Genomic DNA, 26,144 nt, shown 5'->3' with positions numbered 1-26,144 from the left:
GGGAGTCGTCGCATGTTGCTCGCCACGTTGATCCATCGTGCCAGTTTACCCAGTCCGAATGTGTCGGCACCGCAGGCGCTGAGGCTGCTTGAGGAACATTACGGCCTCTCTGGCGTGTTGCGGGCATTGGGGAGCCAGCAGGACCTCAATTATCGTGTCGACTGCGATGAAGGCCGCTTTGTCCTGAAAATCTGTCACGGCGATTACGCCACGCTGGAATTGCAGGCCCAGCATGCGGGCCTGGCGCACCTCGGCGGGCGTGCCGGCCTGCGAGTGCCACGGGTGATCACCGCGCGCAACGGCCAGGACCTGTTGTCCCTGGAGCTGGACGGCCAGCCCGTGCACGTGCGTCTGCTGGAGTACATCGAAGGCCAGTCGCTGACCCATCTCAAGCATCTGGGCCGCGAATTGGTGGAGGGCCTCGGGCGACTGTGCGCGGAAATGGACCTGGCCCTGGCCGACTTCCAGCACCCGGGCCTGGCGCGCACCCTGCAGTGGGACCCCCGGCATGCCGATGCACTGATCGAACATCTGCTGCCGGTGCTCAAGGACGCGGGCCGGCAAACGCGGGTGCGCGACGCGGCCGCACAGGCCCGGTGGCGCCTGCACCCGCTGGTCGAGGTCTTGCCGGCGCAGGCCGTTCACCTGGATATCACCGACGACAACGTGGTCTGGCAGCGCGACGCCCAGCGTCACTGGCAACTGCAGGGGGTGATCGATTTCGGCGACCTGGTCCATACCTGGCGCATCGCCGACCTGTCGGTGACCTGCGCGGCACTGCTGCACCATGCCGAAGGCGATCCCTTTGTGATTCTGCCGGCGGTCCGCGCCTATCATGCGGTCAACCCGTTGCTGCGCGAAGAACTGCTCGCGCTGTGGCCGCTGATCGTGGCGCGGGCGGCGGTGTTGGTGCTCAGCGGCGAACAGCAGGTCGGCATCGACCCGGGCAATACCTACAGCCGCGATAACCTGGCCCATGAGTGGGAAATCTTCCAGGTGGCCACCTCGGTACCCTTCGAACTGATGGAGACGGCGATACTCACGGCCGTTGGCGAAACCCTGGTACCGATTGCCAGCGAAGGGTTTGCCCCGTTGCTGCCCGGGCTGGTGGGCCGCGAGTTCGCACTGATCGACCTGGGCGTACTCAGCCCGCATTTCGCGGCGGGCAACTGGGAACAGAGTGGCATCGACGAACGCCTGCTCGCCGAGGCCGCCGCGACCCATGGCCTGGCGGCCAGCCGCTACGGGCAATATCGCTTGTCCCGCACCCGGCCCGACAGCGCCAGCGAGCCGGACACCTTTCCCTTGCACGTAGCCTTGCAGGTGCCCGGCGGCACCACCGTGGAGTCGCCGTTCGCCGGGACCCTGCGGATCATGAGCGATGGCGCCCTACTGTTGGCCAGCGCGCAACTGAGTGTGCGGCTGTGGGGGGTGAAGGCATCCCTCAAATCCGGCGCCGCGGTGGTCAAGGGGCAGGTGCTGGGCGAGGCCGAGGGGCCCCTGCGGGTGCAACTGTGCCGCCACGCCGAGCTGACCCCGCCGTTGTTCTGCGCGCCGTCGCGGGCCGCCGCCTGGCAGGCGTTGTGCCCGTCGCCGGCGAACTTGCTGGGACTGGCCTGCGATGCCGAGCCCGAGCTGGATTCGGCGGACCTGCTGGCCCGGCGCGACGCCAGCTTCGCCCGCACGCAAAAACACTACTACGTCGATCCGCCGCGTATCGAGCGTGGCTGGCGCAACCACCTGATCGACATGCAAGGCCGTTCCTACCTGGACATGCTCAATAACGTCGCGGTGCTGGGGCATGGGCATCCACGCATGGCGGCCGAAGCGGCGCGGCAGTGGTCGCTGCTCAATACCAACTCGCGCTTTCACTACGCCGCCGTGACCGAGTTTTCCGAGCGGCTGCTGGCGCTGGCACCGGACTCCATGGACCGGGTATTCCTGGTCAACAGTGGTACCGAGGCCAACGACCTGGCGATCCGCCTGGCCTGGGCCTACAGCGGCGGCCGCGACATGCTCAGCGTGCTGGAGGCCTATCACGGCTGGTCGGTGGCGGCCGATGCGGTGTCCACCTCGATTGCCGACAATCCCAAGGCCCTGAGCAGCCGCCCGGACTGGGTACATCCGGTGACTGCCCCCAACACCTATCGCGGGGCATTCCGTGGCAGCACCAGTACACCGGACTACGTGCGCAGCGTGGAACACAACCTGGCCAAGCTGGCGGCGGAAAATCGTCAACTGGCGGGGTTTATCTGCGAGCCGGTGTATGGCAACGCTGGCGGTATTGCGTTGCCGCCGGGCTACTTGCAGCAGGTCTATGCGCTGGTCCGGGCCCGGGGTGGCGTGTGTATCGCCGATGAGATCCAGGTGGGTTACGGGCGCATGGGCAAGTTCTTCTGGGGCTTCGAGGAGCAGGGCGTGGTGCCCGATATCATTACCATGGCCAAGGGCATGGGCAACGGCCAGCCACTGGGCGCGGTGATCACCCGCCGGGAGATCGCCGAGGCGCTGGAGGCCGAGGGGTATTTCTTTTCGTCCTCCGGCGGCAGCCCGGTCAGTTGCCGTATCGGTATCGCCGTGCTCGATGTGATGGCCGAGGAAAAACTCTGGGAAAACGCCGAGGTGGTGGGCGGCTATTTCAAGGAGCGTCTGGAAGCGCTGATCGAGCGGCATCCACTGGTGGGCGCGGTACACGGCTCCGGCTTCTACCTCGGCGCGGAACTGATCCGCAACCGCGAAACCCTGGAGCCGGCGACCGAGGAGACCGCGCTGTTGTGCGAGCGCCTGCGCGAGCTGGGGATTTTCATGCAGCCGACTGGCGACTACCTGAACATCCTCAAGATCAAACCGCCGATGTGCACCAGCCGGCGGAGCGTGGATTTCTTTGTCGACATGCTGTCCAAGGTGCTGGACGAGGGGCTCTGAGATCGCTGAGTGCTTCGCACTTTTCGCGGGCAAGCCCGGCTCCTACAGTTTTGTGGCGTACACACATGTGTGGACGACCTTGCACTGCAGGAGCCGGGCTTGCCCGTGAAAGCGTCCTGCCAGATGATCTATTAGATCGATTTATATCGGATAAATTTGCATTTAAATATTCTGTGCATCCTATTTACGCTTTATTTATCGATTTTTATCGGCTATAAAGTCGCCATCGCCCCGGCCGAGCCCCCCCTATGCCCGGCTATTCTCAATCTGTCATCGGTCGATGCCTAGAATTGCCCCAGCGCATTCGCCCAGGAGATGATCCATGAGTCGTATCGTTACCGTCGCCGCCACCCAGATGGCTTGTTCCTGGGATCTCGAAGCCAACCTCGAGAGCGCCGAGAGGCTGGTGCGCGAAGCCGCCGCCAAGGGCGCGCAGATCATCCTGATCCAGGAGCTGTTCGAAACCCCATATTTCTGCCAGAAGCCGAACCCGGACTACCTGCAGCTGGCCACCCCGGTGGAAGACAACGTCGCCATCAAGCACTTCCAGAAAGTCGCCAGGGAACTGCAGGTGGTGCTGCCCATCAGCTTCTTCGAACTGGCCGGCCGCGCGCGCTTCAACAGCATCGCGATCATCGACGCCGACGGCAGCAACCTCGGGATTTATCGTAAAAGCCACATTCCGGACGGCCCCGGCTACCACGAGAAGTATTACTTCAGCCCGGGCGACACCGGCTTCAAGGTGTGGAACACCCGCTACGCGAAGATCGGCGTGGGTATCTGCTGGGACCAGTGGTTTCCCGAGTGCGCCCGCAGCATGGCCCTGCAAGGTGCGGAAATCCTGTTCTATCCGACCGCCATTGGCAGCGAGCCGCATGACCAGAGCATTTCCTCCCGCGACCACTGGCAGCGCGTGCAGCAAGGTCACGCCGGCGCCAACCTGATGCCGCTGATCGCCAGCAACCGCATCGGCAATGAAGAGCAGGACGGCTACGACATTACCTTTTATGGCTCATCGTTCATCGCCAATCAGTACGGCGAGAAAGTCGAGGAACTCAACGAAACCGAAGAGGGCATCCTGGTCCACAGCTTCGACCTCGACGAACTTGAACATACCCGTAGCGCCTGGGGCTCGTTCCGCGACCGGCGACCGAACCTGTACGCTGCCCTGAAAACCCTCGATGGTTCCCTGGAGTCCTGATCGCATGACCACTTTGCCCAGCACGCCGCGCGCCGACGGCTTCCATATGCCCGCCGAGTGGGCGGCACAAACCCAGGTCTGGATGATCTGGCCCGAGCGCCCGGACAACTGGCGCCTGGGCGGCAAGCCGGCGCAGGCCGCCCATGCCGCCGTGGCCCGGGCCATTGCGCGTTTCGAACCGGTGACCGTGGCGGTGTCCGCCGCACAGTATGAAAACGCCCGGGCGCGCCTGGATGTGCCGAATATCCGCCTGGTGGAAATGTCCAGCGATGACGCCTGGGTGCGCGACAGCGGGCCGACCTTCGTCATCAACGACCAGGGCGAAGTCCGTGGTGTCGACTGGGACTTCAACGCCTGGGGTGGCTTCGATGGCGGTCTCTATGCGCCATGGAACCGCGACGAACAGGTGGCCGGCAAGATCCTCGAAATCGAGCGCTGCCCGCGCTATCGGACTGGAGGCTTCGTCCTCGAGGGCGGCTCGATCCATGTCGATGGCGAAGGGACGCTGATCACCACCGAGGAATGCCTGCTCAATCGCAACCGCAACCCGCACCTGAGCCGCGAAGCCATCGAACAGGTACTCGCCGAGCACCTGGCGGTGGACAAGGTGATCTGGCTGCCGGACGGCTTGTTCAACGACGAGACCGACGGCCATGTGGATAACTTCTGCTGCTACGTGCGTCCGGGCGAAGTCCTGCTGGCCTGGACCGACGATCCCGAGAACCCCAACTACCCGCGCTGCCAGGCGGCGATGAATGTGCTGGAAAGCAGCCGTGACGCCAAGGGGCGCTCCTTCATAGTGCACAAAATGCCGATTCCGGGGCCGTTGTATGCCACCGAAGAAGAGTGTGCCGGGATCGATGCGGTGACGGGCAGCCAGGAGCGCAACCCTTCGGTGCGGTTGGCCGGTTCCTACGTGAACTTCCTGATCGTCAACGGCGGCATCATCGCGCCGAGCTTCGATGACCCGCTGGACAGCGTGGCAAAGGCAATCCTGCAGAACCTTTTCCCGCAACATGAGGTGGTCATGGTGCCAGGGCGCGAGTTGTTACTGGGTGGTGGGAATATCCATTGCCTTACACAACAGCAACCCGCCCCCCACAAAGGTGAGTGAAGCTGTAACAATTAGTGTAACGCTACAAATGATGGCGTTTTTGCATCACTGTTGAGCGATCCCCCATCAAACCCGCAGCCCTTATGGACTGCGGGTTTTTTTAGGTTTTTCGGCTGCTGAACTGGCGTTTTGGCATAGCTCTTGTATCGGGTTTGTTTGTATGACGTAGTGTCTTTTAGGGTGCGACGTTTTGTCATAAACCTTGAGTAAGTTAGCCGCTCATGAACCAGGAGAGCGCCGGAATGAACGTAGCCAGTGAGCGGGTTTCGCACCCCCTGTCGGTGACGAGCGAGTCGCTTCAGATCCTGGCCCAATGGTTGAAAAGCAATGGAACGCGCACGACCCGTGGTCAGGATCCTCGTCGGATAATTATCGACCGTTACCCCGAGGGCCTGTTCAGCGACGCTGAACTGGAGGCCTTGCTAGGGGTTTTGCAGGGTTAAAAGGACTTTGGACAAAACGCCGTTGGCCGGAGTGATCCGGGCAACGGCGTTTTTTATGGGCGATTGTTGGGCGGAGGGCGCCGCTGAGCATCAGTTTTTTTGATTCGCCCGATTTGCGCAACACACCAGGCTCCATTCCGGGGTTTTTCGATTGGTCATGGGCGACTAGTCTGAAGGTATCGCTGCATTGACACCTTCGGGAGATTTCCATGGCTGCCTCAACCGCCCTTCACTATATCTACGATCCGTTGTGCGGCTGGTGCTACGGTGCCGAGCCACTGATCCAGGCTGCCCGACAGGTGTTACCCGTGGTCCTGCATGGTGGGGGCATGATGGCGGGTAACAACCGCCAGTTCGTCTCCTCGAGCCTGCGCGATTACATCATGCCCCACGACCGGCGGATTGCCGAGTACACCGGCCAGCCGTTTGGCCAGGACTATTTCGAGGGATTGTTGCGTGATTCGTCGGTGGTCTTCGACTCCACGCCGCCCACCCGCGCGGTCCTTGCCGCCGAACAACTGCAAGGGCGTGGGCTGGATATGCTGCAGCGCCTGCAGGTCGCGCACTACGTCGAGGGGCGGCACCTGGTCGATGTCGACGTGCTGCTGGCATTGGCCGCTGAGTTGGGCTTCGAAGCCGAAGCCTTCAAGGCCGCTTTTGAACAGAACAGCGATGCGCTGGCGGCAGAGCACTTCAAGTACAGCCGCGGCTTGTTGTCCCGGGTCGGCGGCCAGGGTTTTCCGACCTTGGCGCTGGAAAAGGAGGGCCGTTTCAGCCTGATCGATATCAGTCCTTTCCTCGGCAAACCCGAAGCGTTCGCCGCCTGGCTCGGCCAATCGGTGGCTTGCGCGCCAGTCGCCGCCGTGGGGCCATCCTGTGATCTGGACGGCTGTTCCCCCTGAGAAAATGCGAGCCCTGGGGGCATTTCATGTCGCCCGGCGATATGGAGGCCGTCGTTGGTGGATATGTCTTTTTGCGAGGTTGGCCGGGTAATCCCTTATATTCACTGAGGTTTCACGAAATTGACACAATAGCCGTGTCGCGGATAGGATTCGCCCCACGCCTGTGGCTATACGCCATATACCTAGAATAATAAAAGGCCCGCTGCGACGATTGCCGGCGGGTCTTTTCGTTTGTGCGCGAAGCACCAACACAACATTCCAGCTCGAAGCCGCAGGGCGTTTCTTCCAGCGATAAGGAACAAAACATGTTGAACAAACGAATCGGCCTGCTCGCATTGGGCATTCTCGGCGCTACCCAGGCCATGGCCAGCGATCAATCGGACTCCAAGGGTTTTGTTGACGACAGTCACCTGAACGTCCTGCTGCGTAACGCCTACATCAACCGTGATTACAAAAACGGCAACCAGGACAAGATCGAATGGGGCCAGGCGGCCATCGGCACCTTCCAGTCCGGCTTCACCCAGGGTACCGTGGGCGTGGGCGTTGACGCCTTTGGCCTGTATGCACTGCGTCTGGACGGCGGTCGCGGCGAAACCGGCGCATCAGGTATCGATTTCTTCAAGCAGGACAACAACAAGGATCCGGCCAAGGACCTGGCCAAGGGCGGCGCTGCGGTGAAATTCCGTCTGTCCAACACCGTGCTGACCTACGGTGACCAGATGCCGGCCCTGCCGCTGCTGAACTACGACAACTCGCGCCTGTTGCCGGAAAGCTACACCGGTACCCTGATCACCTCCAAGGAGATCGAAGGCCTGGAGCTGAACGCTGGTCACTTCACCGCCGAGTCGCGCAAGAGCGCCGAAGGTCGTGACAGTGGCGGCCTGAAAGGCATCGACATCCTGGGTGGTAGCTACCAGTTCACCAAGGAGTTCAAGGCGGCGCTGTATGCCTCCGACGTCGACGAGGTGCTGAAGAAGCAGTACCTGAACCTGAACTACGTGTTCCCGATCGCCTCGGACCAGTCCCTGACCCTGGACTTCAACGGCTACCGTACCCAGCTGGACCGTGGCTACGCGGCGGAAAAGAATGCCGAAGGTCGTGACAACCGCATCTGGAGCCTGGCCGCTACCTACGCCCTGGGCGCTCACTCCTTCACCCTCGCGCACCAGAGCAGCACCGGCGGCAGCCTGTTGGGCTATCCGTACGGCGGCTACCAGCAGGATCAGCGGAGCGTCGGCGACGGTGGCAACACCATCAACCTGGCGAACTCCTACTGGTCGGACTTCAACGCCCCCGACGAGCGCTCCTGGCAGCTGGGCTACGGCTTGGACTTCGGCGCCTTCGGCGTTCCGGGCCTGACCTACAACGTGGCCTACGTGCGTGGCGACAACATCACCACCTCCACCAGCACCGGCGGTACCGAGCGTGAGTTCTTCAACCAGGTCAAGTACGTGGTCCAGAGTGGCCCGGCCAAGGACCTGAGCGTGAAGCTGCGTAGCTCGATCCTGCGTGTGTCGGAGAAATCCAGCGAGTACAACGTGAGCGGCAACGAAGTCCGTGTGTACGTCGACTACCCGATCAGCGTGTTCTGATCGAGCGACAAGGCTGTAGCCACCTGATCCCAGGTTGAAAAAAACGCCCCGACTGGTTCGGGGCGTTTTTGTTTGTGCACGAGCTTGCGAGTAATCTATGGGGCTTGTGAGCCGACGCTTTCCTTGAGACCGAGACCCGGGCGCCATGACCGTCAGAACCTTTATCGCCCGCCGCCGTTGGTTGTCCTTGGGATTGCTGGCGGTGTTTCTCGCCGTCGGCCTGCCTTATGGCTGTTCGCGGCTGGCTTATAAAGAGCGTGAACTGCTGTTCAATATCCAGCCAGGCACCGCGAGCTGGTTCAACGGCGTACCGGCGGGGGTCAAGGAACTGCGGATTCCGCTCCGCGACGGAGTGGCCGGCGCCGACTACCTGCATGCCTGGTGGTGGCCATCGAGCCGGGCGAATGCGCCGGCCATCCTGTACCTGCACGGCACCCGTTGGAACCTGACGGCGCAGGTCGGACGGATCACGCAATTGCGCGATCTGGGCTTCTCGGTACTGGCCATCGATTATCGCGGTTTCGGCGATAGCCCCGGTAGCCTGCCTTCCGAACACAGCGTGTACCAGGACGCGGGCAATGCCTGGCAGCGCCTGGTACAACTGCAACCCGATGCCCGCAAGCGCTATATCTACGGCCACTCCCTCGGCGGCGCGGTGGCGGTGGATCTCGCCGAGCGCCTGGCCAGCGGCAAGGAGGCGCCCAAGGCCGCGGGGCTGATCATCGAGTCGACCTTTACCGACCTGGGCGACGCGGCTCGGGCGGCGATCCCGACCGCATTGCCGGTCAGCTGGATTCTCTCGGAGAAATTTGACACCATCGACAAGATCAACCAGATCGACATCCCGCTGCTGATCGTCCATGGCACCGACGACCCCTACGTCCCCTCGCGTTTCAGCAAGGCCCTGTATGAAGCCGCCGCGCAGCCCAAGCAATTGCTGCTGATAAAAGGCGGCAACCATATCAACAGCATGACCCTGGGCAGCCGTGAATATGCCAAGGCCCTGCGGCTGGCCTTCGAAGGCTTTGCCTCGCCCGCGGCACGCTGACTTTCCAGGCCAAAACACGCGGCGATCCCCCGCAAACATTGCATTCCGCGCATAAGCTACTAGCTTTACGCCAGCACGGATTGCTGCTGTCTGAAACGGATGCTGTCGCACCGGTGTTTCTCGGCCTGTCCTGTGCCAACCCCCTGAAGTTCACGGTTGATTTGCAGGAGCAGTACCATGACAGGATTGCGCAAGGATAAAGCCCGCTGTGCGCTGGGTCTGATCGCCCTGGCGGTGATGGGTCACGGCGGCACGGCACTCGCGGTAGAACCTTCCCGATTGTTCAATAACCCGCCGGGCCTGCAACAAGAGGCGCCCAAGCCGATGGTGGGCAGCCTGTTGCTCAAGTCCACTGCCGCTCCCGGCCCCGAGCAGAGCCATGCCGGTCGTGAGCGGCGACTGGACCTGACGATCCAATACACCAATAACCATATCTTCGACCCGGCGACCGGGCAGAATGTCCCAGTGTCACTGCGCAGCTATACCGGTACCGATGTCGACCCGGCGGCGCCGTTCGTGGCGCCGACCATCAATGTCACGCCCGGCGACACGGTGCGCATCAGCCTCGACAACCAGTTGCCACCCGACCCCAGTTGCACCGCCCACGACAGCAAGCCGGACGTGCCGCACTGCTTCAACGGCACCAACCTGCACTCCCACGGTTTGTGGGTCAGCCCCACGGGCAACAGCGACAACGTGTTGCTGTCGATCAACCCGCAGGTCAGCTTCCAGTACGAGTACAACATCCCGGCCGATCACCCGGCGGGCACCTTCTGGTACCACCCGCATCGCCATGGTTCCACCGCGATCCAGGTCGCCAGCGGCATGGCCGGCGCGTTGATCATCCATGGCGATCGCAAGCCGAGCCGTGACGCCAATGGCGATATCGACACCCTGCTCAAGGGCGCTGATGGCCGCTCGTTCAAGGAGCGTTTGCTGGTGTTCCAGCAAATTCCCTATGCGTGCAAGGACGCGGCCGGCAACTTCCGCTACAAGCCGGTGAAGGATAAGGACGGCAATATCGTCAAGGACAAGGATGGCAAGGACAAGATGACCTTGGACTGGACCTGCAAGCCGGGCGAAGTGGGGGTTGTCGAATCGTTCGACCAATTGCAGCCTTCCAGCTGGACCGACTCAGGGCGCTATACCAGCGTCAACGGTCTGGTGCAGCCGATCTTCACGGATGCCCGGCCCGGTCAGGTCGAACGCTGGCGCCTGGTTCACGCGGGGATCCGCGACACCATCCGGCCGCTGTTCCGTAAACTCAAGGACAACGCCAAGGCGGACAGCGACAAGGGCATCGCGGCGCTGGCCTCCGCCGACTTCATCAAGGAGAAATGCACCGGCCAACCGATCGACTACCAGGTGATCGCCTCGGATGGCCTGACCATGGAGCAGGCCCAGAGTCGTCAGGTCATCACCATGCAGCCGGGCTATCGCAACGACCTGCTGATCATCTTTCCCGAGCCGGGACGCTACTGTGTGACCAATGAAGCTTCCACGGCCTCGGGCGGTGTCGGCCAGGAGGCCAGTGGTCTTCAACTGCTGGGCTTTGTCGATGTGGGGCCGGGGACGAAAGTGGCGGACACCAAGGCGCGCCTGACCCAGGAGCTGGTGGCGGCGGCGGAACGCAACATGCCGGCGGACATCAAGGCCATGGTGGTGGCGGATCTGAAAAAGGACCTGCGGTTTGACAAGTTCATCCCGCACCCGAGCATTACCGACAGCGAAATCAAGGGTGAGCAGAAACTGGTGTTCCTGATCGACTTCAAGGATCCGGACCACACCAAGTTCGCCGTGGGCACTACCGCGGAAAATGCCGTGCCTTATCAGCCGGGGGTGGTTGATCGTCATCTGAAGCTGGGGGACGCGCAAACCTGGGTTCTGCAATCGGCGTTTGCCAGTCATCCGTTTCATATTCATGTGAACCCGTTCCAGGTCGAGAAAATCATCGGTCCGGATGGGGTGGATCTCAGTGAGCCTGGTGCGGTGGACAAGACCGACAAGAACGACGCGCAATATGCGGGGATGAAAGGGGTGTGGAAAGACACGCTGTTCGTCAAAGGCAAAACCGATAACAGCGGCGTGTACACCTTGTATGTGCGGACCCGCTACCAGCGCTATATCGGCGAGTTCGTGCTGCACTGCCACATTCTTGATCATGAGGATCAGGGGATGATGCAGAACGTGAGCATCGAGCTGCCGGACGGGGCGGGTGGGACTACGATGGGGGCGCATCATTGAGTCGAAAGAGATCAGCCTTTTCTGCTGGCTGAGACATGAAGTGATGGTTGATATCGGCCCTCCTCGCGGCGACGTAAGGAGGGTCGTATCATTGCCGGGCTTGCAATATGTGGAATTATGCCAATAATCATAATTATGTTTTTTTCACATAATTCGGCATAACCATGACGCCTGACCGTCTCTACTTCCCTCGCGCGGTCCTTGCCCAGCAGGTATTGATGGGCTTCGAGAACCAGCTCCAGCAGGCCACGACGCTGTTTGCCCCGCGTCGTAAAGGAAAAACGCAATTTTTGCTGCGCGACCTTGTCCCTCTGGCCGAAGCGCGCGGCTTTGTGGTGGCCTACGCGGATCTTTGGTCCAACAAGGACGATCCTGAACGGGTGATCTGCGCGGCGCTCGCCAAGGCGCTGCACGAAACCAGTCTGCTAACCCGGATTGAAACCTGGTGGGCCAGGCCAAAGCGTTCGCTCAAGGGCATGAAGGTCGGTTTGGGAATGGACTCTGCTTCTGCGGAAGCCGAGCTGGCGGAGGCCGGGATTCCTTCCATCCATGAGTTATTCGAACGCTTCAACATCGCGGGCAAGGGCAAGGCGTTGTTGATCGTTGACGAGGTGCAGCACCTGGCCACCCGCCGGGCCTTCGAAAACTTCACCGCCACACTCCGTTCCTTGCTGACGACCAGCCAAGGCAGCGTTTTCGCGGTGTTTACCGGTTCTTCCCAGGATGCTCTGACGAACATTTTCCGGCGCAGCAAAGCGCCGTTCTATCAGTTTGGTTCACAACTGAACTTCCCTGATCTGGGCAGAGAGTTTTCGGAGCATTTCGGTCGGCTTTACCGGGAAACCACGGGCAAGGCTTGGGACGTGGAGCAGGCCTATCGCCTGTATGTCGCCCGGGGCATGACGCCGCATTATCTGCGCACGCTGTTTACCACGAGCCTGACCCAGGGAGTTCCGGTAAAGGAGGCCGACAAGATTGTCTGGGCGGGGATGGTGGACGAAGGCCAGTTCACGACATTGCTGCAAGACTTGCCGCCACTGGATCAATTGCTGCTCAGGGGCATTGTTACCGGGGAGTCGCTGTACGCCGATGAGTATCGACGCTCCCTGGCTGATGAGCTGCCGAGCGGGTTGGTACCGACTACGCAGCAGGTACAGGCCGGGTTGGAGCGGATGCGCAAGCGCGATCTGATTGCCAATCTTGGGCACGGGCAATGGTCGGTTGAAGAGCAGGCGCTGGAGAGTTTTTTGCGCGGGGTTTATCGAGGTGGGGAAGAGGAGTAATTGGGGGATGGCTCGTTCGCCTGTCTGTATCATCCAAGCCTCCCCCCTCTTTTCCTAAGCTATCTAGGGCTGTAAACGCCGCACCGCCCAGCCGTCGGGGGTGCGGTCATAGCGCAGCCGTTCGTGCAGGCGGTCCTGGCCGTTGCCCCAGAATTCCACCGACTCCAGGCGCAGCTCGAACAGGCAATAACCGTCCGGGCGCGGCAAGGGCGCCTGGGTACCTGACAACGCCTTGGCCCTGGCGCGCAGGGCTTCGACATCGGTCAGCTCTTCGCTCTGGCGCGACACCGCCGACATCGGGTGGGTCACGTGGGGACGTCCTTGCCAGGCGGCGTCGGCCCGGGCATCGCTGAGCCGTTCGGCGCGGCCATTGAGCACGATCTGCTGGCTGGTCTCGCGCCAGTACAGCACCCCGGACGCCCAGGGGTTCTCGACCAGCTCGCGACCTTTCTGGCTGCCAGCATGAGTGCTGAACACCAACCCGGCGTCCGACACTTCAGCGATCACCACGATCCGCGTCGAAGGCCGCCCCCGGGCGTCCGCCGTGGCCAGCGCCAGGGCCTTGGGCTCGCGTACGCCGTAGCGTCGGGCGCGTTCCAGCCAGTTGTTCAGCACGACAAAGGGATTGGCGGGTGGCGTTGCGAACTCCGGGAACGGCGCCTCGATGGTGCCTGTAAGGGATTCCGACAGCAGATGTGCGCTCATTGGGAGTCTCCGTTGACCTGGGTGTTCATATGAAAATCGTGCCTTGGGCGAAGGCCACGCCATTGCCCGATACCTGCACGGCAGTGACCGTCTCGCCGTGCCCCTCGGCCCTGGCGAACATCAGCGAAGGGCGACCGATTTCCACCCCCTGGAGAATTTCGATCTGCTGGCCGTAGTCGACCTGGGCATGACGGATCAGGTGAATCGCCAAGGGCCCCGCCGCCGAACCGGTGGCCGCGTCCTCGACCACCCCATAGGCCGGCGAGAACATCCGGCTGCGCCAGCGTCGGCCAGAGCCGGCGAAGCAGTTGATGGCCATGTCGTGGAACTGCCCCAGCGCGCGATGATCGGGGGTCAGCGCCGACAGCGCCGCGACGCTCTCCAGACCGACGAATACATGCCGGGGGCCATTGCGATAGATCTCCACCGGAAAGGTCGAGCCGGCGATCCCCAGGGCCCGGAGCAATTGCGGCATGCGCTCGAAAGTCTCCCAGGTCGGAATCGGCTGCTGCATGCTGCACGCCACCACCCGGCCATTCTGGCGCTCCAGCGCGAAGGGGATGGTGCCCATCTCGGTTTCCAGTTGCAGATGGTCCTTGTCGGTTTCGGCGCCCAGGGCAATCGCGGTACCCAGCAGCGGATGGCCGGCAAATGGCAGCTCGTTGACCGGGGTGAAAATCCGGATACGCGCATCGCCGCCGTGGCGCGGGGTCAGGACGAAGGTCACCTCGGACAGGTTCATCTCCCGGGCAATCTGTTGCATGCGCTGGGCGGGGAGGTCATCGCTGTCAAAAAACACCGCGACCGGGTTGCCCTCCAGCGGGACGCTGGCGAAAGCGTCGATCACTACATACCTGTGCATGGCTTGCTCCATTGTGTTCAAGGGGGTAGCGCTGGCTTACGCCGACAAGGCGTGGCGCATCAGGTCGGCGATGATGCGCGGGCCCTCCTGGGTCAGCACCGACTCGGGGTGAAACTGCATCGAGGCGAAATGCGGCCCGCGCAGCGCATGGACCTCGCCGGTTTCCCGGTCGCGGCTGACCTGCACCAGCCCGAGGCCGTCGACCTCGATGCGGTCCTCGCGGCTCTGGGCGGCGAAGGTGTTGTAGAAACCGACCCGCTCGCGGGCACCGAACAGGTCGATCTGCTTCTGCACGCCCTGGTTGGGAATGGTCCGGCGTCGCAGGTCCAGGCCCAGGCAGCGGCTGAGCACCTGATGACTCAGGCACACCGCGAGAAACGGCCGCTGCTCATCCAGCAGCGAGCGGATGGCCACATGCAGGTGATCGATCTTCGGTTGCTCGACCGCCGTCGGGTTGCCCGGCCCCGGGCCCATGATGACGATGTCGTAGCCGTCGAAGGCATAGGCGTCGTTGTAGTTGCGCACGCTGACCGCCAGGCCGAGGGCGCGCAGTTGCATGGCGATCATCGAAGTGAAAGTGTCCTCGGCATCGACGATCAGCACCCGCCGTCCCGACAGATCGGCCTGCGACTGCTGGCGTTCCAGGGCATCGCTCAGCCAGAAATCGGCGATCAGCGCATTGCGACTGGCCAGGGCGGCGCGCACCTGGATATTCGAACCGAAGCGGGTGGGCGCCTGGTTTTTCAGCGCCGCGATCAGCCCGGCGGCCTTGGCCCGGGTTTCGGCGGCTTCGGCCTGGGGCTCGGAGTGGCGGACGATGGTCGAGCCGACGCTGATCTTCAATTGGCCTTCGCGGTCGATATCGGCGGTGCGGATCAGAATTGCCGAGTCCAGCGTACGAGTACCTTGTGCATCGCTGCCGATTAACGCGGCGATGCCGCTGTAATAGGCGCGGCCCTTGGGTTCGTGGCGGCGGATCACCCGGCAGGCGCTTTCCAATGGACTGCCGGTGACGGTGGGGGCGAACAGGGTTTCGCGCAGGATGTCGCGCACATCGCGGCGGGTGTGGCCTTCGATGAAATATTCGGTGTGGGCCAGATGGGCCATTTCCTTGAGATAGGGGCCGAGCACGTGACCGCCGTCGTCGCAGATCCGCGCCATCATCTTCAGCTCTTCGTCCACCACCATGTACAGCTCGTCGGCCTCCTTGCGGTCGGCGAGAAACTGCATCACTTCGGCCAGGTTCGGGCCTGTCGGCGGATAACGGTAGGTGCCGCTGATGGGGTTCATCACCGCCAGGCCGTCCTTGAGGCTGATATGCCGCTCGGGTGACGCGCCGACAAAAGTGCGCTCGCCGGTGTGGATGATGAAGGTCCAGTAGACGCCCTTTTCCCGCTCCAGCAGATGGCGGAAAAAGGTCAGGGCGCGGCTGATCCCGTAGTCGCCGATATCGGCCATGAAGGTGCGCTTGATCACGAAGTTGGCGCCTTCGCCGCTGCCGATCTCGTTGTCGATCACCCGGCTGACAATCTCCGAATAGGCCGCGTCACTGAGGTCGAAGCGCTCGTTGAGCAAGGCGATGGGCATTTCGGGCAGACGTTCGAGCAGGGTGTCGAGGCCGATCTGGGCCTGCTCGGTTATTTGGAGGGAAAGTAATGGAGCTTGATCGTCGACCGCCTCGAAGCCACGCTCGGCGATCTGCCGGTAGGGAATGATCACCAGGGTTTCCAGCCGGGCTTCCCCAGCCAGCGGCTCGCGCAACTCGATCCGCGTCAGCGACGGCGGCCGCGAGACTTCACCGAGCAGCACATCCACCAGACCCGGGCCATTGGATTCCGGGCGGTACAACAGGGCGAAGGGCGGTGGGTCCGCGCGCAGGACCTGGGCAACAAGACGCTCGGCGGCCTGGCTCATGGCAGCACCTCCTCGGTGGTGACGACCATGGCGCAACGGCTGGCGGCGTACTCCAGGGCCATCCAGTGATGTTCCTTGCTGAAGTCGGCGATGGCATCGGCCACCAGGAACGGCTGGATATCGTTCGAGTAGGCGTCCACCGTGGAAATCAGCACGCCGACATGGGCGTACACGCCGCAGAGGATCAACTGGTCGCGACCATGGGCGCGCATGCGTTCCAACAGATCCGAGTTGAAAAACGCGCTGTAGCGCCACTTGGTCAGCAGCCAGTCGCCGGGCGCGGGCTTGAGCGCGTCGACCACCTCGCGGTCGGCGGGACTGGCCTGCATGCCGGCGCCCCAGAAGTCCTTGAGCAGGCCGCGTTGGGCCTCGGTCATGCTCCCGGGCTGGGCGGTATAGGCCACCGGAATGTCCTGGCTTGCGGCCCATCGGCGGATACGCGCGGCATTGCCGATCACCTCGTCACGCAAGGGCGTGGGCAGCGGGCGGAGAAAGTAGCGCTGCATATCGTGGATCAGCAGCACGGCGCGCTGCGGGTCGATCCGCCACCGGGCCAGATTGGCCGGCAGGTCGTGGGCGGTGGGCAGCGCATAGGGGGTGATCGCGGGGATACCGGTCATGGCAACAGACTCCTGTCAAAAGCTTGCATGGGCGCTAGCGGGTGGGTTCTTCCAGGCCAGCACGGTGGTGATCGCCTGCCAGGGCGTCAGCCGCGGGTCGCAGAGGCTGGTGTAATGCACGCTGACCTGGTGGAGCCCGGCGGCATCGGAAGCACACTCGGTGACATCGTCCGGGGTGGTCTCCAGGTGCAGGCCGCCGGCGATCCCGCCAGCCGAGAGCACCGCATGTTTGAAGGCGCTGACTTCGCGGGTGATGGTCTCGACCATGCGGGTCTTGTTGCCGCAGGGCGCGAGGATGGTGTTGCCGTGCATCGGGTCGCTCAGCCAGATGACCTTGTGCCCGGTGGCGCGAACCGCTTCCACCAGGGGCGGCAAGCGTTCGGCGACCTTCTCCGCGCCCATCCGCGCGATCAGCGTCAGGCGTCCGGGTTCGCGGGCCGGGTCGAGGCGTTCGCACAGGCGCAGCAACTGTGCGGGAGTCATATCGGGACCAACCTTGCAGGCCACCGGGTTCAGCACCTCGGCCAGCAGGGCGACATGGGCGCCGTCCACCTGGCGGGTGCGTTCGCCGATCCACGGCCAGTGGGTCGAGCCGAGAAAGGTCCGGCCCTGCTCGTCGTCGCGCAGCATCGGCAATTCATAGTCGAGCAGCAGCATCTCGTGGCTGGTCCAGACCGGCGAGCCGCCGGGGCCGGGACGCTCCTGCCAGCCCAGGTGTTCCATGATCTCGCGGGCGGCCTGATAGCCTTTGAGCAGGCGTTGCGGATCGGGTTGGCGGCTGTCCGAGTGGGCGGCGTGGCTGTTGACCATATCGCCGCGATACGCCGGCAACTCGATCTCGCCAATCAGTTCGCTGGGTTTGGAGCGCGGCTTGGCGTACTGCCCGGCGATCCGTCCGACGCGGATCACCGGTTGCTGGGTGACCAGGCCAAAGGCCCCGGCGAGGATCTCCAGCACCGCGGCCTTGCGGGCCACGGCGTCGTGCTGGTTGTCGTTGATGTCCTCGGCGCAATCGCCGGACTGGATGACCTTGCCTTCGCCTTCGGCGACTCGCGCCAGGAGCGCGCGCAGGGCCAGGATGTCCTCGGCCCTGATCAAGGACTGGCTGTCTCTCAGGTGTTGCTGCACGTCCCTCAGGCGAGAGAGATCGCTCCACTGGGGTTGCTGCAATGCTTCACAACCCAGAACCCGTCGCACAATCGTTTCCATGATGAGACCCCTGGCGCAGTGCCGTTAGGTGGGTATGCCTTCGCGTTTGATTTCGGGCACCGGGATATTCAGTGCCCGCAGTTGCTGGAACACATTCATGAACTCGCGGTTTTGCTTGATCTTGCCGTCCTCGAGGGCGAAGGAATGGAGGAAGTGGTTTTCGTAGTAGCCGTCCGGGTAGCCGGGAAAGAGGATCTGCCCGTGGCCTTCGCACTCGACCCAGAAGTGGTTCGGGTCATCGGTTTCGAAGATGCGGATGTCATACCATTCCCAATCCGGGAAGCACTTCAACGACCAGACCGCGTGCTCGGCGAGCTTGTCCTTGCCGCGAATGACAATTGGCGTGCCGGTGTCGGTGGTCCACAGGCCGCCGCTGCCGTCTTCGGTAAACAGTTCGTGGCGGCGCAGGCGGGCCGGGCCCTTGGTCTGCATGTACTGCTCGACCACCTGGCGGTTCTTGCGGCGAAGCTCGGTGCTGCTTGCAAACCCATCGTGTTTGTCTGGATTGGACATGGTCTTGCCTCTGTTGTGGATTAAGCGGGTAGGCCGGCGCGGCGAATGGTCGGCACGGGAATGCCGAGGGCGCGCAGTTGCTGGAAGGGGTTCATGAACTCGCGGTTGCGCTTGATCCGGCCATCCTCGAGTTCGAAGGAATGGATGTAGTGGTTCTCGCAATAGCCCTTCGGGTAGCCGGGCATATTCACGCTGCCGCGCCCGTCGCTTTCGACCCAGAAGTGATTCGGGTCGGCGGTTTCGAAGATCCGCACGTTGTGCCACTGCCAGTCCGGGAAGCACTGGTCCAGCCAGACACCCAGGGCCGCCAGCTTGGCGCGGCCGTGGAAGACCAGCGGGGTGGCGCTGGCGGTGTTCCAGGAACCGCCGCAGCCGTCCTCGGTAAACAGCTCGTGACGGCGCAGGCGGCCGGCGCCGTGGCTGTGCATGTACTGCTCGACGGTGGCGCGGTTCTTGCGCCGCAGTTCCGGGGCGTCGGCAAAGCCTGTCTGGATCGCGGTAGTTGGCATGCTCATGTTCCTTTGGGCGTGTTCAATCAGCCGGGTTATTCAGTAATACAAGACAGCTTCATGACGGCGACGGCGAAATATCAAAGCGTTTTTATATAACGGGCGTGTTCCAGGAAAACTGGGGTTAAATGGTAAACGCTATGTAATAAATAATACCGGTCGGTCACGGGGAGACTGTGCGTTCCTGTTGAAGCGAACTTGTTGGAAGGGATTTATACAGGGGGACGATTGGAGAAGTTAAGCTACCAGATTTTGTAGGTGCGAAGCCTTTACGCCCGGCTTAACCTCCGCGCGCCCTTGGAAAATGGGCGCTGAGCGTGTTGTTGCAGCATAAACGGGTGGTGCGGTAATTGCAGGCGGTAATTGCAGATGGCCACTTAGTAAATATAAAAATAGGTCGCTCTATAGTTAGCACAAATGGTTATGGCTTTTTTACGGATGTCCCCATTGACAGGGCGATCAGCTAGACTAGGATGACAAACCGATTCTCATCTTGGGTAGCTAAAATGGAATTAGCACAGCTATGGGCGTGGGATATTTACTTCTATTCGCTTTTTGCCAAAGCCATGAACATGGAGGAGTTTACCGGAATCGCACTGAACGCCATCACCGATCTGAAATTCGATTTTTATGCCTATGGGCTGTGCAGCCTGACGCCGTTCATGCGGCCGAAAACCCACCTGTACAGCAACTACCCAGTGGAGTGGGTGGAACGTTACAAAAGCATGAACTACGCGGTGATCGACCCCACGGTAAAGCACAGCCGACTGGCCTCGACGCCGATCTTGTGGAGCGACGACATCTTCAAGGGCAGCCCTGGCCTGTGGTCGGAGGCCAATGATTCGCAGCTGCGTCATGGGCTGGCCCAACCTTCGTTCAATGCCCGAGGGCGGGTGGGGTTGTTGAGCCTGGCGCGTAAAGACAAGAAGATCGGTGCCGACGAGTTTACCGAGTTGGCACCCATTACCAGGGCCTTTGCCGATGCCGTCTATGCCAAGTTGTCGGATCTGGAGGGGATGTTGGAGCGGGATAATGATGTCGTGTTTACCGAGCGGGAAAGCGAAGTATTGCGCTGGACGGCGGATGGCAAGACTTCAGAAGAGATTGGCGTGATCATGGGGGTGTGTACGGATACGGTTAATTATCATCACAAGAATATTCAACGCAAGATCGGCGCGAGTAATCGGGTGCAGGCGGTGACCTATGCGGTGGCGCTGGGTTATATCTAACTAAGGTTTGGCTCTTGTTGCGGAACAGGCTTGCCGGGCCTGTTCTGCAACAGGGCATTCGGCGTGTCAGGCGATTTGTTTTAATTTCTCGTGCATAAATAACGCTGGCGCAAGACTGCTGAAGTGACGTTTACGTTCCGTCGGCAGTTGTATCGCGACAATCTGTTCATCCTGGTGGCGGATCATCTCGCCGAGGCGTTCATAGTGGACGCCGTTCTTTCTGTAGTAGCGCTCCATGATCTTGCTGACAATCCCGACGATATATTCGGCGCCGGCGTGATGCGCGGTTTCCAGGCACTTCCAGAACAACGGCATGGCCAGCTCCGGGGTTGAGGTGGTGAAGCGGGTCATTTCCCAGATGAAAGAGCTGGCGGGCACACCCTCGGCACAAGTGTGCCTGAAGACACCTTCGAGCAGGTTGGGGGCGGTGGTGGGAATCAGCCGGGCACAGCCGATCAGTTCGCGGGCCGGGTTGAGGGCCAGGAGGTAGCGGGCGTGGTCGTGGTCGTAGGCGTCCCATTCACACCCCGGGGCATCCGGGGGCAGGGGCAGTTGCCAACCCAGCTTTTCGACAAACTGCTGATAGCGGTATCGGCCGAGTGACTGCCGCAGACTGTCGCTCATTGAGGACAGGGTGTGCTCTTCCATGTGCATAAGGGCTTCTCTATCGATAAAGGACGGCGGGCGTCGATTTATATAGAGCAGAGGTGGGGGTTTGGCACCTACCAGATCTGGTAGGGGTGGGGCTTTGGGCGCTTATGTTGGACGGTGGAGTGATTAAAGCATTTCACTGTCTGGGCCTGCTTCAACGTTTGCTGAAACAGGGGAAATCGATGAAAGCGTTCGCTTGACTGGCGTGCCTGTGGCGACCTTAGTGGATACCCTTCGCGTTATTGGCTAGCGGGCGGTCTAGGACGTAACCAAGCGGTTAGCCTTGTAACGTTCCTCCAGAATGAGGATGACGCCTGGAAAATGACGAACGCCGTCTGAATAGCGCTCATTTCCAATTTGTGGAAAGACGTATGCGTAAGAGGTCTCTTTCCAGGACTCGCCCAAAAATCTTGGATTTTCCTTCAGCCAGGCCGCTATGTGCTCGTCGAGACGTTCAGGACAAATTTCTCCTGGCTTTCCGTCTTCTGGAGCGATTTCTTTCAACCGAAGCGTCGGAACAACAAAGGTGGCAGCAAAGCGCCGATCGGCCTCGTCTCGATGTAGATCTCCGGAGTCTTTCCAGGCTGCTTTCATTGCCTTGTGCATGTAGCTGTATCCATCGGCGCGCTTGCCAATGGGCTGATTGGCTTGCTTCGCTTCGAATGCAAAACTGGCTTTTTTTGACGGGCAGGCGATGTACAGATCGCAGCGCCCGTGCCGAAGACTACCGGCGTCGACGCCGGGCGCCAATGTTCTGAAGCGCTTCTGAGTACTGAACTCTTCCATGGCAACCCAACCCTCCATGGACCAGGCCGCACCGGCCAATAGGCTTAGCGAGGCGCGTTCGTTGTACCACCAGGGATTGTCCGTGCAGCCGTCTGTGTAACGTTCGATTGTTGCGATCCAGGCGGTCAGTATTTTTTTCAGGAGTGGGTCCCTCCCAACGACAGAAACACGCTTCCTTGTTTTTGCTTCCTTCACTGCGGCTCTCACGATCATTGGGTGAAGGCAATATGATATCGCTGGAAGGGGCGCAGGCGTAAATTTGTGAGGGGAATGGAGTTGGCCGCGATCAGCAGACACTCTATCGAAATGGCCTGCTGAAAAAACTCATATTTCCCACGAGTTTCAGGCATGGGAGAATATTGCGTGCGCCAAACGCCAGGGCTACCGTTCAAGTGTCGCTGCAAATTCAGCGATACGGGCTTGGACACCCGGGGAAATACAGGGCGCACAGCGCCGCGAAAGCGGCTTTTTTGTCTTCGCTTTTTATGGCGAGCTGTGTGCGGGACACTTTCGAGTGTGCCGGGTTACCTGTTTTCCCGGTTGTCCAACCTGCGCACAGTTCGCCACCCATTCGCTTGGACACGAACGTGGTGAACTCCTTTCACAAACAGGAGATTCAACATGGACAAGAAACTCGTTCCCGATCCGCCGGTCGTTCGTAAAGCTCCCAGTGCAGCGGAGAAAAGCATGTACCTGCGTAAAGTCGTTGAGGTCCCCTTCAGCAACGGGGAGCCGGAGCCATCCAGCACGGCTCGTTTGCTCGATACCCTCGCGCTCACTTGCTCCAAACCAGTTATCCCCGAAGATCCCTGCAAGCCTGCGCTGTTTGCCATACAGCCTGGCGTGAGTGCCCAGGATGCGCTGGCCTACGTGTCTCGATTGCTCGAAACGGCGGAACTCAATGGCGATGAAATCAGCCTGCATACCAATCCCGTTGAGCGAGCGCTGTTCTGGGGCATGCTGCATTCGGTAGAAGTGGCGCGTGCGGTGGTGGATGCTCTGCTTGAGGGGGCATCCCCGTCTCATTAGACATTGCCCATTTTGGACAACCATCCGATTGATTGAGGTGGCATTGGTTGGGGATGTGATCAGTAGATTGGACCGCCAGCCACACACATGAAGCAGTATCTGATACTCCGGAAACGCCAAAGCCCCGCATTCCGAGGCTTTGGCGGTAAGGTTCGGCACCAAGAGTCGAATTTTCCTGTAACCATATGATTTATTTATGATTTTTATTTAAGGTGAGAGAGGCTATCTCTAAAACTATCCTAATGAACATTAGTAAATACATAAAAAATTAAGGTGCTGCAGCTCCTTGCGAGAGGAGCTTTGAGGGGAAGCTATTAGTCAATGGCGGTCTTTGTTTTTTGGGTCAGGGAGTGTGCTAGATCTGTGGGCAGGGACAGAACTATGGAAAGTTCAACTAGTTAACTAATTTATTAGACTGCTTCTAACTGAGTTGAAGTTATGTCGGTTGCCAATGTTTTTTGTACGCTTTTTCAAATCGTCGTTTCATCGGGAATCCGGTCCAGGTGAAGTCCTGAAAACTGGCGCAAGATCGTCGTTTCGTAGAGCGCTTCTTCCATCGCCGGGTCGCTGTAGCCGAACCAGTTCTGCATTAGATGAACCCGCAACATCGCCATCAGCGGGTACGCCGGACGGCCGCCTTCACCTTTTGGATAATGCGGTTCGATCAAGGCAATCAGGCCCTTCCAGGGTACGACCTGATCCATCTCAATCAGGAAGCGCTCACGCCGGGTCTGTTTGCGTTTACCGGCATACTCAGCATCGGCAAAGGACATCTGTTTCATCGGGGCTCAACCGTTCAGTGTGGACGAGACGGGTATTTCACCAAATTTGGAAGTGTTTTTCAGAGTTTCCTTAAGCACGGAGCGGTGTAGTCTAAGTGACTTTTTATAAATGTGTCCCGCTTATTTTCTGCAAAGCTTGCTGCGAGCATGGGTAAAAGTCTGATTACTGCGCTTTTTCCTGAGTTGTTGTATCCGAATATAATTGTTATTGGCTTAATTACAAGTTCTTGGGGGGCTTTAAAAGCTTTGTAGCCTGAAAAGCTAACTTTTGATACGGCGAAATTACTCATGTTATTTCACGCCTTTCTTGGTTCGTGCCTGTGAGATATGTTAGCTGGACGGAATATATTTGGCCAGCTGTTTTTGTTGTATTTAAATTGGCTTGTGTGTGGTCATACTGCTCTGAACTTTTGTATGGTTAGTATTATTTTGTGGAGTTTTGATTTTTTGTGAATGAATTTTGTTCGGTGATGGTTTGGTGCTTTTACTGGTTGTGTTTGAGCTTGCACAAATTGAACTGTGTTTATCGCGGGCAAGGCACGCCCATGTTTGGTCCTTGCTTAGTCTTTTCGCTATTATGTTTATTGTTAGTGCGTAATAGTAAATGCTGTGCCTGCTGTGATTTTTTAGTTTTGTGGCTATGAACCAAATTAAGTGTTTTTGCTTCCATCGCCAGGGGGTGTCAATCATCCAGCGTTGATATATTGCGTTCTGGATTAAGTTTGCTTGGCGAAGGTGTCGCTTGCGAGTTGTATGTGATCCATCTAGCGCTAAAAAGGGGGCGGATTTATTTTGAACATAACCAAAAATAAATCCATCCCCATTCGATCCCCAGGTACGGGCCCTGTGTTCACTTGGTCCTACTGCAACGTTTTTTAAGGCTTATACGGGAGATATACAGCGTACTTCCTCGAAAGATATGGGCGTTTTGTGGGTACTCTCTATTCGTTATAGATGCTTTCAGAGTCGCCTCAACACTATTTTTACCTATCGCTGAAGATCACAGCCCTCGACTTTTCTCATCAAGTAGGTCGAACACAGAAGATGGCTCCGAACAAGCTACTAAGGCAAATAATCGTTAATACAGAAACCACCGCTATCCCAATCGTCTTGAGGTCTCATAGCAGATTCTGGAATGCTCCTTAAGGTCTTCGACTATGGGATCTCCCTTCGGTTGATTATCTTTGATGAGCTGTATGCAGCGCCCAACAAGTAGGCTACTCCAAGGAGGATCCATCGTTGTGTGATGCTTCGAGAGCAGTTGAAATGATGTTCTGAACGCACCGATCTGATCATAGATAAAGGAGACTTCACCAGCTAGCTCAACTCCCAACAAACCGACTTTTTCAGCATTCGCTTCGAATATAGGACTGGGCCGATCGGGCATCTCCGGCAAAGAAATTTTCTGCTGATTGTCGAGCAAGCCTTTCATCTTAGTAAGGCTGTCGTACAGATCTGGGAGTGACAACATTATCGATCGCAACTCACCAGCCAATGCTGCTGCTATAGCCTTGCTGTCTCTGAATCGACGGTAGTCTTCAGCGACTAAGTGACTACCAAACCCCACCAGAACGGCAGCAGTGAACGCAACGAGCGCCGGAGCAATATTTTCCATCAAACTAGGTCCTTTTTCAGACAGGTTGGGATATCTGGTCGCCTACCGCGACTATGCACCGGGCGTTGGGATGAAACAGGTGTACAGAGAAAAGGTGACAGAAAAGGTGACCGATTTATTTTCTACCTTTGTCGAGTCTTCCGATCTGATTGACAGTCCAGCCGCCCATATCTGTCAGCTCATATCCGAAAGCTAGCTACAGGCCTTGCATCACTCTGCACTTGGGAAACGTCGAACAGCCCCAGAATTGCTGCCCCGCCTTCGGGCCAGAACTCACTGTGCGGATCACTAGAGCACTACCGCATTTCGGACATTGCCGCTCAGCGGTCGGGTCGCTACGGCGTTTCAGATTTTGCACATGTTCGCGGTGGGTCGCGAGGGATGGCGTGCGCCGGCTGGTTTGCAGGGCATGCATGAGGCCGTCGATCTCTGCCTCCGTGAACACCCTCTGCTGGAATGACTTGATGTAGCGAATAAAGCCAATGCCCTGGGTAACGTTGGCCGGCATCTGAGTCTTGAAGGTACTGCCGCCGACGAAGGTGATGACCGAGTGCAGATGCTCGGCGCTGACGCCAAGGGTGGCTTCCAGGGCTTTGAGGTGTTTGTAGTTCTGCCGCAGCGGGTTCTGGAACTTGAACAGGCGCCTGTAGAGCTTTTGCGTCCACTGTGGCTGCTGCTCGCTGCCAAAGATCCAGCCGCGCATGTTCTTCGTTTCCAGCACGAAGATGCCGTAAGGCGAGAGGAAGACGTGGTCGATCTGCGTGGTGCCATCAGGTGTGTTCAGGGTGACGTTGTGCAGGCGGCGGTAGGTCTGCTTATCCAGTTGCCAATGGGCGAACAGACGCACCAGGAGTTCGCCGATGTGCCCCTTGGCCCAAGGCGTCTTGAGCAGGCCGATCAGCAGTGCCAGCGGGATCAACCAGCCAAACGTGCTCCAGAGCTGAGCGATGATGGGGGTGAAGTTCATA

Annotated in this window: 22 protein-coding genes and 1 pseudogene; 11 read left to right on the top strand and 12 right to left on the bottom strand. The window is 59.8% G+C overall.

The genetic code is table 11. From position 1 onward, the window contains the following. The first annotated feature begins 12 nt into the window (after positions 1-12). The 9 genes from PFEN_RS29165 (at position 13) to PFEN_RS29125 (ending at position 12,752) form a co-directional block, all read left to right on the top strand. The gene (locus PFEN_RS29165; protein WP_191490033.1) at positions 13-2,925 is read left to right on the top strand and encodes an aminotransferase; all 2,913 of its coding nucleotides are present in this window, start codon (positions 13-15) and stop codon (positions 2,923-2,925) included. A 322-nt stretch (positions 2,926-3,247) separates the two neighbouring features. Beyond that, complete coding sequence (gene aguB, locus PFEN_RS29160; RefSeq protein ID WP_191490032.1) at positions 3,248-4,126, top strand: N-carbamoylputrescine amidase; 879 nt, start codon at positions 3,248-3,250, stop codon at positions 4,124-4,126. 4 nt (positions 4,127-4,130) lie between these two features. Next, positions 4,131-5,240, top strand: coding sequence for an agmatine deiminase (aguA, locus tag PFEN_RS29155; protein WP_191490031.1), 1,110 nt, complete (start codon positions 4,131-4,133; stop codon positions 5,238-5,240). 242 nt (positions 5,241-5,482) lie between these two features. Then, a complete protein-coding gene (locus tag PFEN_RS29150) occupies positions 5,483-5,683 on the top strand; it encodes a hypothetical protein (RefSeq protein WP_412071485.1) in 201 nt (66 codons plus the stop codon). A gap of 209 nt (positions 5,684-5,892) precedes the next feature. Further along, on the top strand, positions 5,893-6,585 hold the full coding sequence (locus PFEN_RS29145) for a DsbA family protein (RefSeq protein WP_191490029.1): 693 nt from the start codon (positions 5,893-5,895) through the stop codon (positions 6,583-6,585). Between the two features lie 305 nt (positions 6,586-6,890). Further along, positions 6,891-8,177, top strand: coding sequence for an OprD family porin (locus tag PFEN_RS29140; protein ID WP_191490028.1), 1,287 nt, complete (start codon positions 6,891-6,893; stop codon positions 8,175-8,177). Between the two features lie 145 nt (positions 8,178-8,322). Then, positions 8,323-9,225: an alpha/beta hydrolase gene (locus PFEN_RS29135; RefSeq protein WP_191490027.1), complete on the top strand. Its 903-nt coding sequence runs from the start codon at positions 8,323-8,325 to the stop codon at positions 9,223-9,225. A 177-nt stretch (positions 9,226-9,402) separates the two neighbouring features. Then, a complete protein-coding gene (locus tag PFEN_RS29130) occupies positions 9,403-11,469 on the top strand; it encodes a multicopper oxidase family protein (RefSeq protein WP_191490026.1) in 2,067 nt (688 codons plus the stop codon). A gap of 164 nt (positions 11,470-11,633) precedes the next feature. After that, the gene (locus PFEN_RS29125; protein ID WP_191490025.1) at positions 11,634-12,752 is read left to right on the top strand and encodes a hypothetical protein; all 1,119 of its coding nucleotides are present in this window, start codon (positions 11,634-11,636) and stop codon (positions 12,750-12,752) included. A 63-nt stretch (positions 12,753-12,815) separates the two neighbouring features. On the opposite strand, the gene phzG is transcribed toward PFEN_RS29125, so the two are convergent. From phzG to PFEN_RS29090, 7 genes are read right to left on the bottom strand one after another with little or no spacing between them, the layout of a single operon-like run. Continuing rightward, positions 12,816-13,457 (bottom strand): phenazine biosynthesis FMN-dependent oxidase PhzG, encoded by a 642-nt coding sequence (gene phzG / locus PFEN_RS29120; RefSeq protein WP_191490024.1) that lies wholly within the window; start codon positions 13,455-13,457, stop codon positions 12,816-12,818. Between the two features lie 25 nt (positions 13,458-13,482). After that, a complete protein-coding gene (locus PFEN_RS29115; protein WP_191490023.1) occupies positions 13,483-14,319 on the bottom strand; it encodes a PhzF family phenazine biosynthesis protein in 837 nt (278 codons plus the stop codon). Positions 14,320-14,355: 36 nt separating this feature from the next. After that, the gene (locus PFEN_RS29110) at positions 14,356-16,233 is read right to left on the bottom strand and encodes an anthranilate synthase family protein (protein ID WP_191490022.1); all 1,878 of its coding nucleotides are present in this window, start codon (positions 16,231-16,233) and stop codon (positions 14,356-14,358) included. After that, entirely contained in the window at positions 16,230-16,853 is a 624-nt protein-coding gene (locus tag PFEN_RS29105; RefSeq protein ID WP_191490021.1) for an isochorismatase family protein, read from the bottom strand. Before PFEN_RS29105 ends, PFEN_RS29110 begins: the two co-directional genes overlap by 4 nt. Before the next feature lie 15 nt (positions 16,854-16,868). Beyond that, complete coding sequence (locus PFEN_RS29100; RefSeq protein ID WP_191490020.1) at positions 16,869-18,062, bottom strand: 3-deoxy-7-phosphoheptulonate synthase; 1,194 nt, start codon at positions 18,060-18,062, stop codon at positions 16,869-16,871. A gap of 24 nt (positions 18,063-18,086) precedes the next feature. Next, positions 18,087-18,575, bottom strand: a complete 489-nt coding sequence (locus PFEN_RS29095; RefSeq protein WP_191490019.1) for a PhzA/PhzB family protein — start codon at positions 18,573-18,575, stop codon at positions 18,087-18,089. 20 nt (positions 18,576-18,595) lie between these two features. Continuing rightward, positions 18,596-19,084, bottom strand: a complete 489-nt coding sequence (locus PFEN_RS29090) for a PhzA/PhzB family protein (protein WP_191490018.1) — start codon at positions 19,082-19,084, stop codon at positions 18,596-18,598. Between the two features lie 506 nt (positions 19,085-19,590). On the opposite strand from PFEN_RS29090, the gene PFEN_RS29085 reads away from it, so the two are divergent. Next, positions 19,591-20,313, top strand: a complete 723-nt coding sequence (locus PFEN_RS29085) for an autoinducer binding domain-containing protein (RefSeq protein ID WP_191490017.1) — start codon at positions 19,591-19,593, stop codon at positions 20,311-20,313. Positions 20,314-20,379: 66 nt separating this feature from the next. On the opposite strand, the gene PFEN_RS29080 is transcribed toward PFEN_RS29085, so the two are convergent. Continuing rightward, entirely contained in the window at positions 20,380-20,967 is a 588-nt protein-coding gene (locus PFEN_RS29080; protein ID WP_191490016.1) for an acyl-homoserine-lactone synthase, read from the bottom strand. Between the two features lie 255 nt (positions 20,968-21,222). Further along, positions 21,223-21,945 (bottom strand): hypothetical protein, encoded by a 723-nt coding sequence (locus tag PFEN_RS29075; RefSeq protein ID WP_191485980.1) that lies wholly within the window; start codon positions 21,943-21,945, stop codon positions 21,223-21,225. A gap of 492 nt (positions 21,946-22,437) precedes the next feature. Here PFEN_RS29075 and PFEN_RS29070 point away from each other — a divergent pair, with 492 nt between their 5' ends. After that, on the top strand, positions 22,438-22,779 hold the full coding sequence (locus tag PFEN_RS29070) for a hypothetical protein (protein ID WP_412071496.1): 342 nt from the start codon (positions 22,438-22,440) through the stop codon (positions 22,777-22,779). A gap of 473 nt (positions 22,780-23,252) precedes the next feature. Here the strand turns inward: PFEN_RS29070 and PFEN_RS29065 are convergent. From PFEN_RS29065 to PFEN_RS29055, 3 genes and pseudogenes are all read right to left on the bottom strand, one after another. After that, positions 23,253-23,561: pseudogene (locus tag PFEN_RS29065) on the bottom strand (transposase); the annotation flags it as partial. 1,096 nt (positions 23,562-24,657) lie between these two features. Continuing rightward, positions 24,658-25,176 (bottom strand): hypothetical protein, encoded by a 519-nt coding sequence (locus PFEN_RS29060; RefSeq protein ID WP_191490014.1) that lies wholly within the window; start codon positions 25,174-25,176, stop codon positions 24,658-24,660. A 196-nt stretch (positions 25,177-25,372) separates the two neighbouring features. Further along, a complete protein-coding gene (locus PFEN_RS29055; protein ID WP_191490013.1) occupies positions 25,373-26,143 on the bottom strand; it encodes a nuclease-related domain-containing protein in 771 nt (256 codons plus the stop codon). Position 26,144: the final 1 nt, after the last annotated feature.

It is taken from the genome of Pseudomonas sp. FEN (assembly GCF_904067045.1).
Classification (GTDB): Bacteria; Pseudomonadota; Gammaproteobacteria; order Pseudomonadales; family Pseudomonadaceae; genus Aquipseudomonas.
The sequence above is the reverse complement of the archived record's forward strand: the minus strand, read 5'-3'. Positions and strand labels throughout refer to the sequence as shown.

Coding starts and splice junctions, on each gene's coding strand:
- PFEN_RS29165 (WP_191490033.1), top strand. CDS start 13: ATGTTGCTCGCCACGTTGATCCATCGTGCCAGTTTACCCAGTCCGAAT.
- aguB (WP_191490032.1), top strand. CDS start 3,248: ATGAGTCGTATCGTTACCGTCGCCGCCACCCAGATGGCTTGTTCCTGG.
- aguA (WP_191490031.1), top strand. CDS start 4,131: ATGACCACTTTGCCCAGCACGCCGCGCGCCGACGGCTTCCATATGCCC.
- PFEN_RS29150 (WP_412071485.1), top strand. CDS start 5,483: ATGAACGTAGCCAGTGAGCGGGTTTCGCACCCCCTGTCGGTGACGAGC.
- PFEN_RS29145 (WP_191490029.1), top strand. CDS start 5,893: ATGGCTGCCTCAACCGCCCTTCACTATATCTACGATCCGTTGTGCGGC.
- PFEN_RS29140 (WP_191490028.1), top strand. CDS start 6,891: ATGTTGAACAAACGAATCGGCCTGCTCGCATTGGGCATTCTCGGCGCT.
- PFEN_RS29135 (WP_191490027.1), top strand. CDS start 8,323: ATGACCGTCAGAACCTTTATCGCCCGCCGCCGTTGGTTGTCCTTGGGA.
- PFEN_RS29130 (WP_191490026.1), top strand. CDS start 9,403: ATGACAGGATTGCGCAAGGATAAAGCCCGCTGTGCGCTGGGTCTGATC.
- PFEN_RS29125 (WP_191490025.1), top strand. CDS start 11,634: ATGACGCCTGACCGTCTCTACTTCCCTCGCGCGGTCCTTGCCCAGCAG.
- phzG (WP_191490024.1), bottom strand. CDS start 13,457: ATGAGCGCACATCTGCTGTCGGAATCCCTTACAGGCACCATCGAGGCG.
- PFEN_RS29115 (WP_191490023.1), bottom strand. CDS start 14,319: ATGCACAGGTATGTAGTGATCGACGCTTTCGCCAGCGTCCCGCTGGAG.
- PFEN_RS29110 (WP_191490022.1), bottom strand. CDS start 16,233: ATGAGCCAGGCCGCCGAGCGTCTTGTTGCCCAGGTCCTGCGCGCGGAC.
- PFEN_RS29105 (WP_191490021.1), bottom strand. CDS start 16,853: ATGACCGGTATCCCCGCGATCACCCCCTATGCGCTGCCCACCGCCCAC.
- PFEN_RS29100 (WP_191490020.1), bottom strand. CDS start 18,062: ATGGAAACGATTGTGCGACGGGTTCTGGGTTGTGAAGCATTGCAGCAA.
- PFEN_RS29095 (WP_191490019.1), bottom strand. CDS start 18,575: ATGTCCAATCCAGACAAACACGATGGGTTTGCAAGCAGCACCGAGCTT.
- PFEN_RS29090 (WP_191490018.1), bottom strand. CDS start 19,084: ATGCCAACTACCGCGATCCAGACAGGCTTTGCCGACGCCCCGGAACTG.
- PFEN_RS29085 (WP_191490017.1), top strand. CDS start 19,591: ATGGAATTAGCACAGCTATGGGCGTGGGATATTTACTTCTATTCGCTT.
- PFEN_RS29080 (WP_191490016.1), bottom strand. CDS start 20,967: ATGCACATGGAAGAGCACACCCTGTCCTCAATGAGCGACAGTCTGCGG.
- PFEN_RS29070 (WP_412071496.1), top strand. CDS start 22,438: ATGTACCTGCGTAAAGTCGTTGAGGTCCCCTTCAGCAACGGGGAGCCG.
- PFEN_RS29060 (WP_191490014.1), bottom strand. CDS start 25,176: ATGGAAAATATTGCTCCGGCGCTCGTTGCGTTCACTGCTGCCGTTCTG.
- PFEN_RS29055 (WP_191490013.1), bottom strand. CDS start 26,143: ATGAACTTCACCCCCATCATCGCTCAGCTCTGGAGCACGTTTGGCTGG.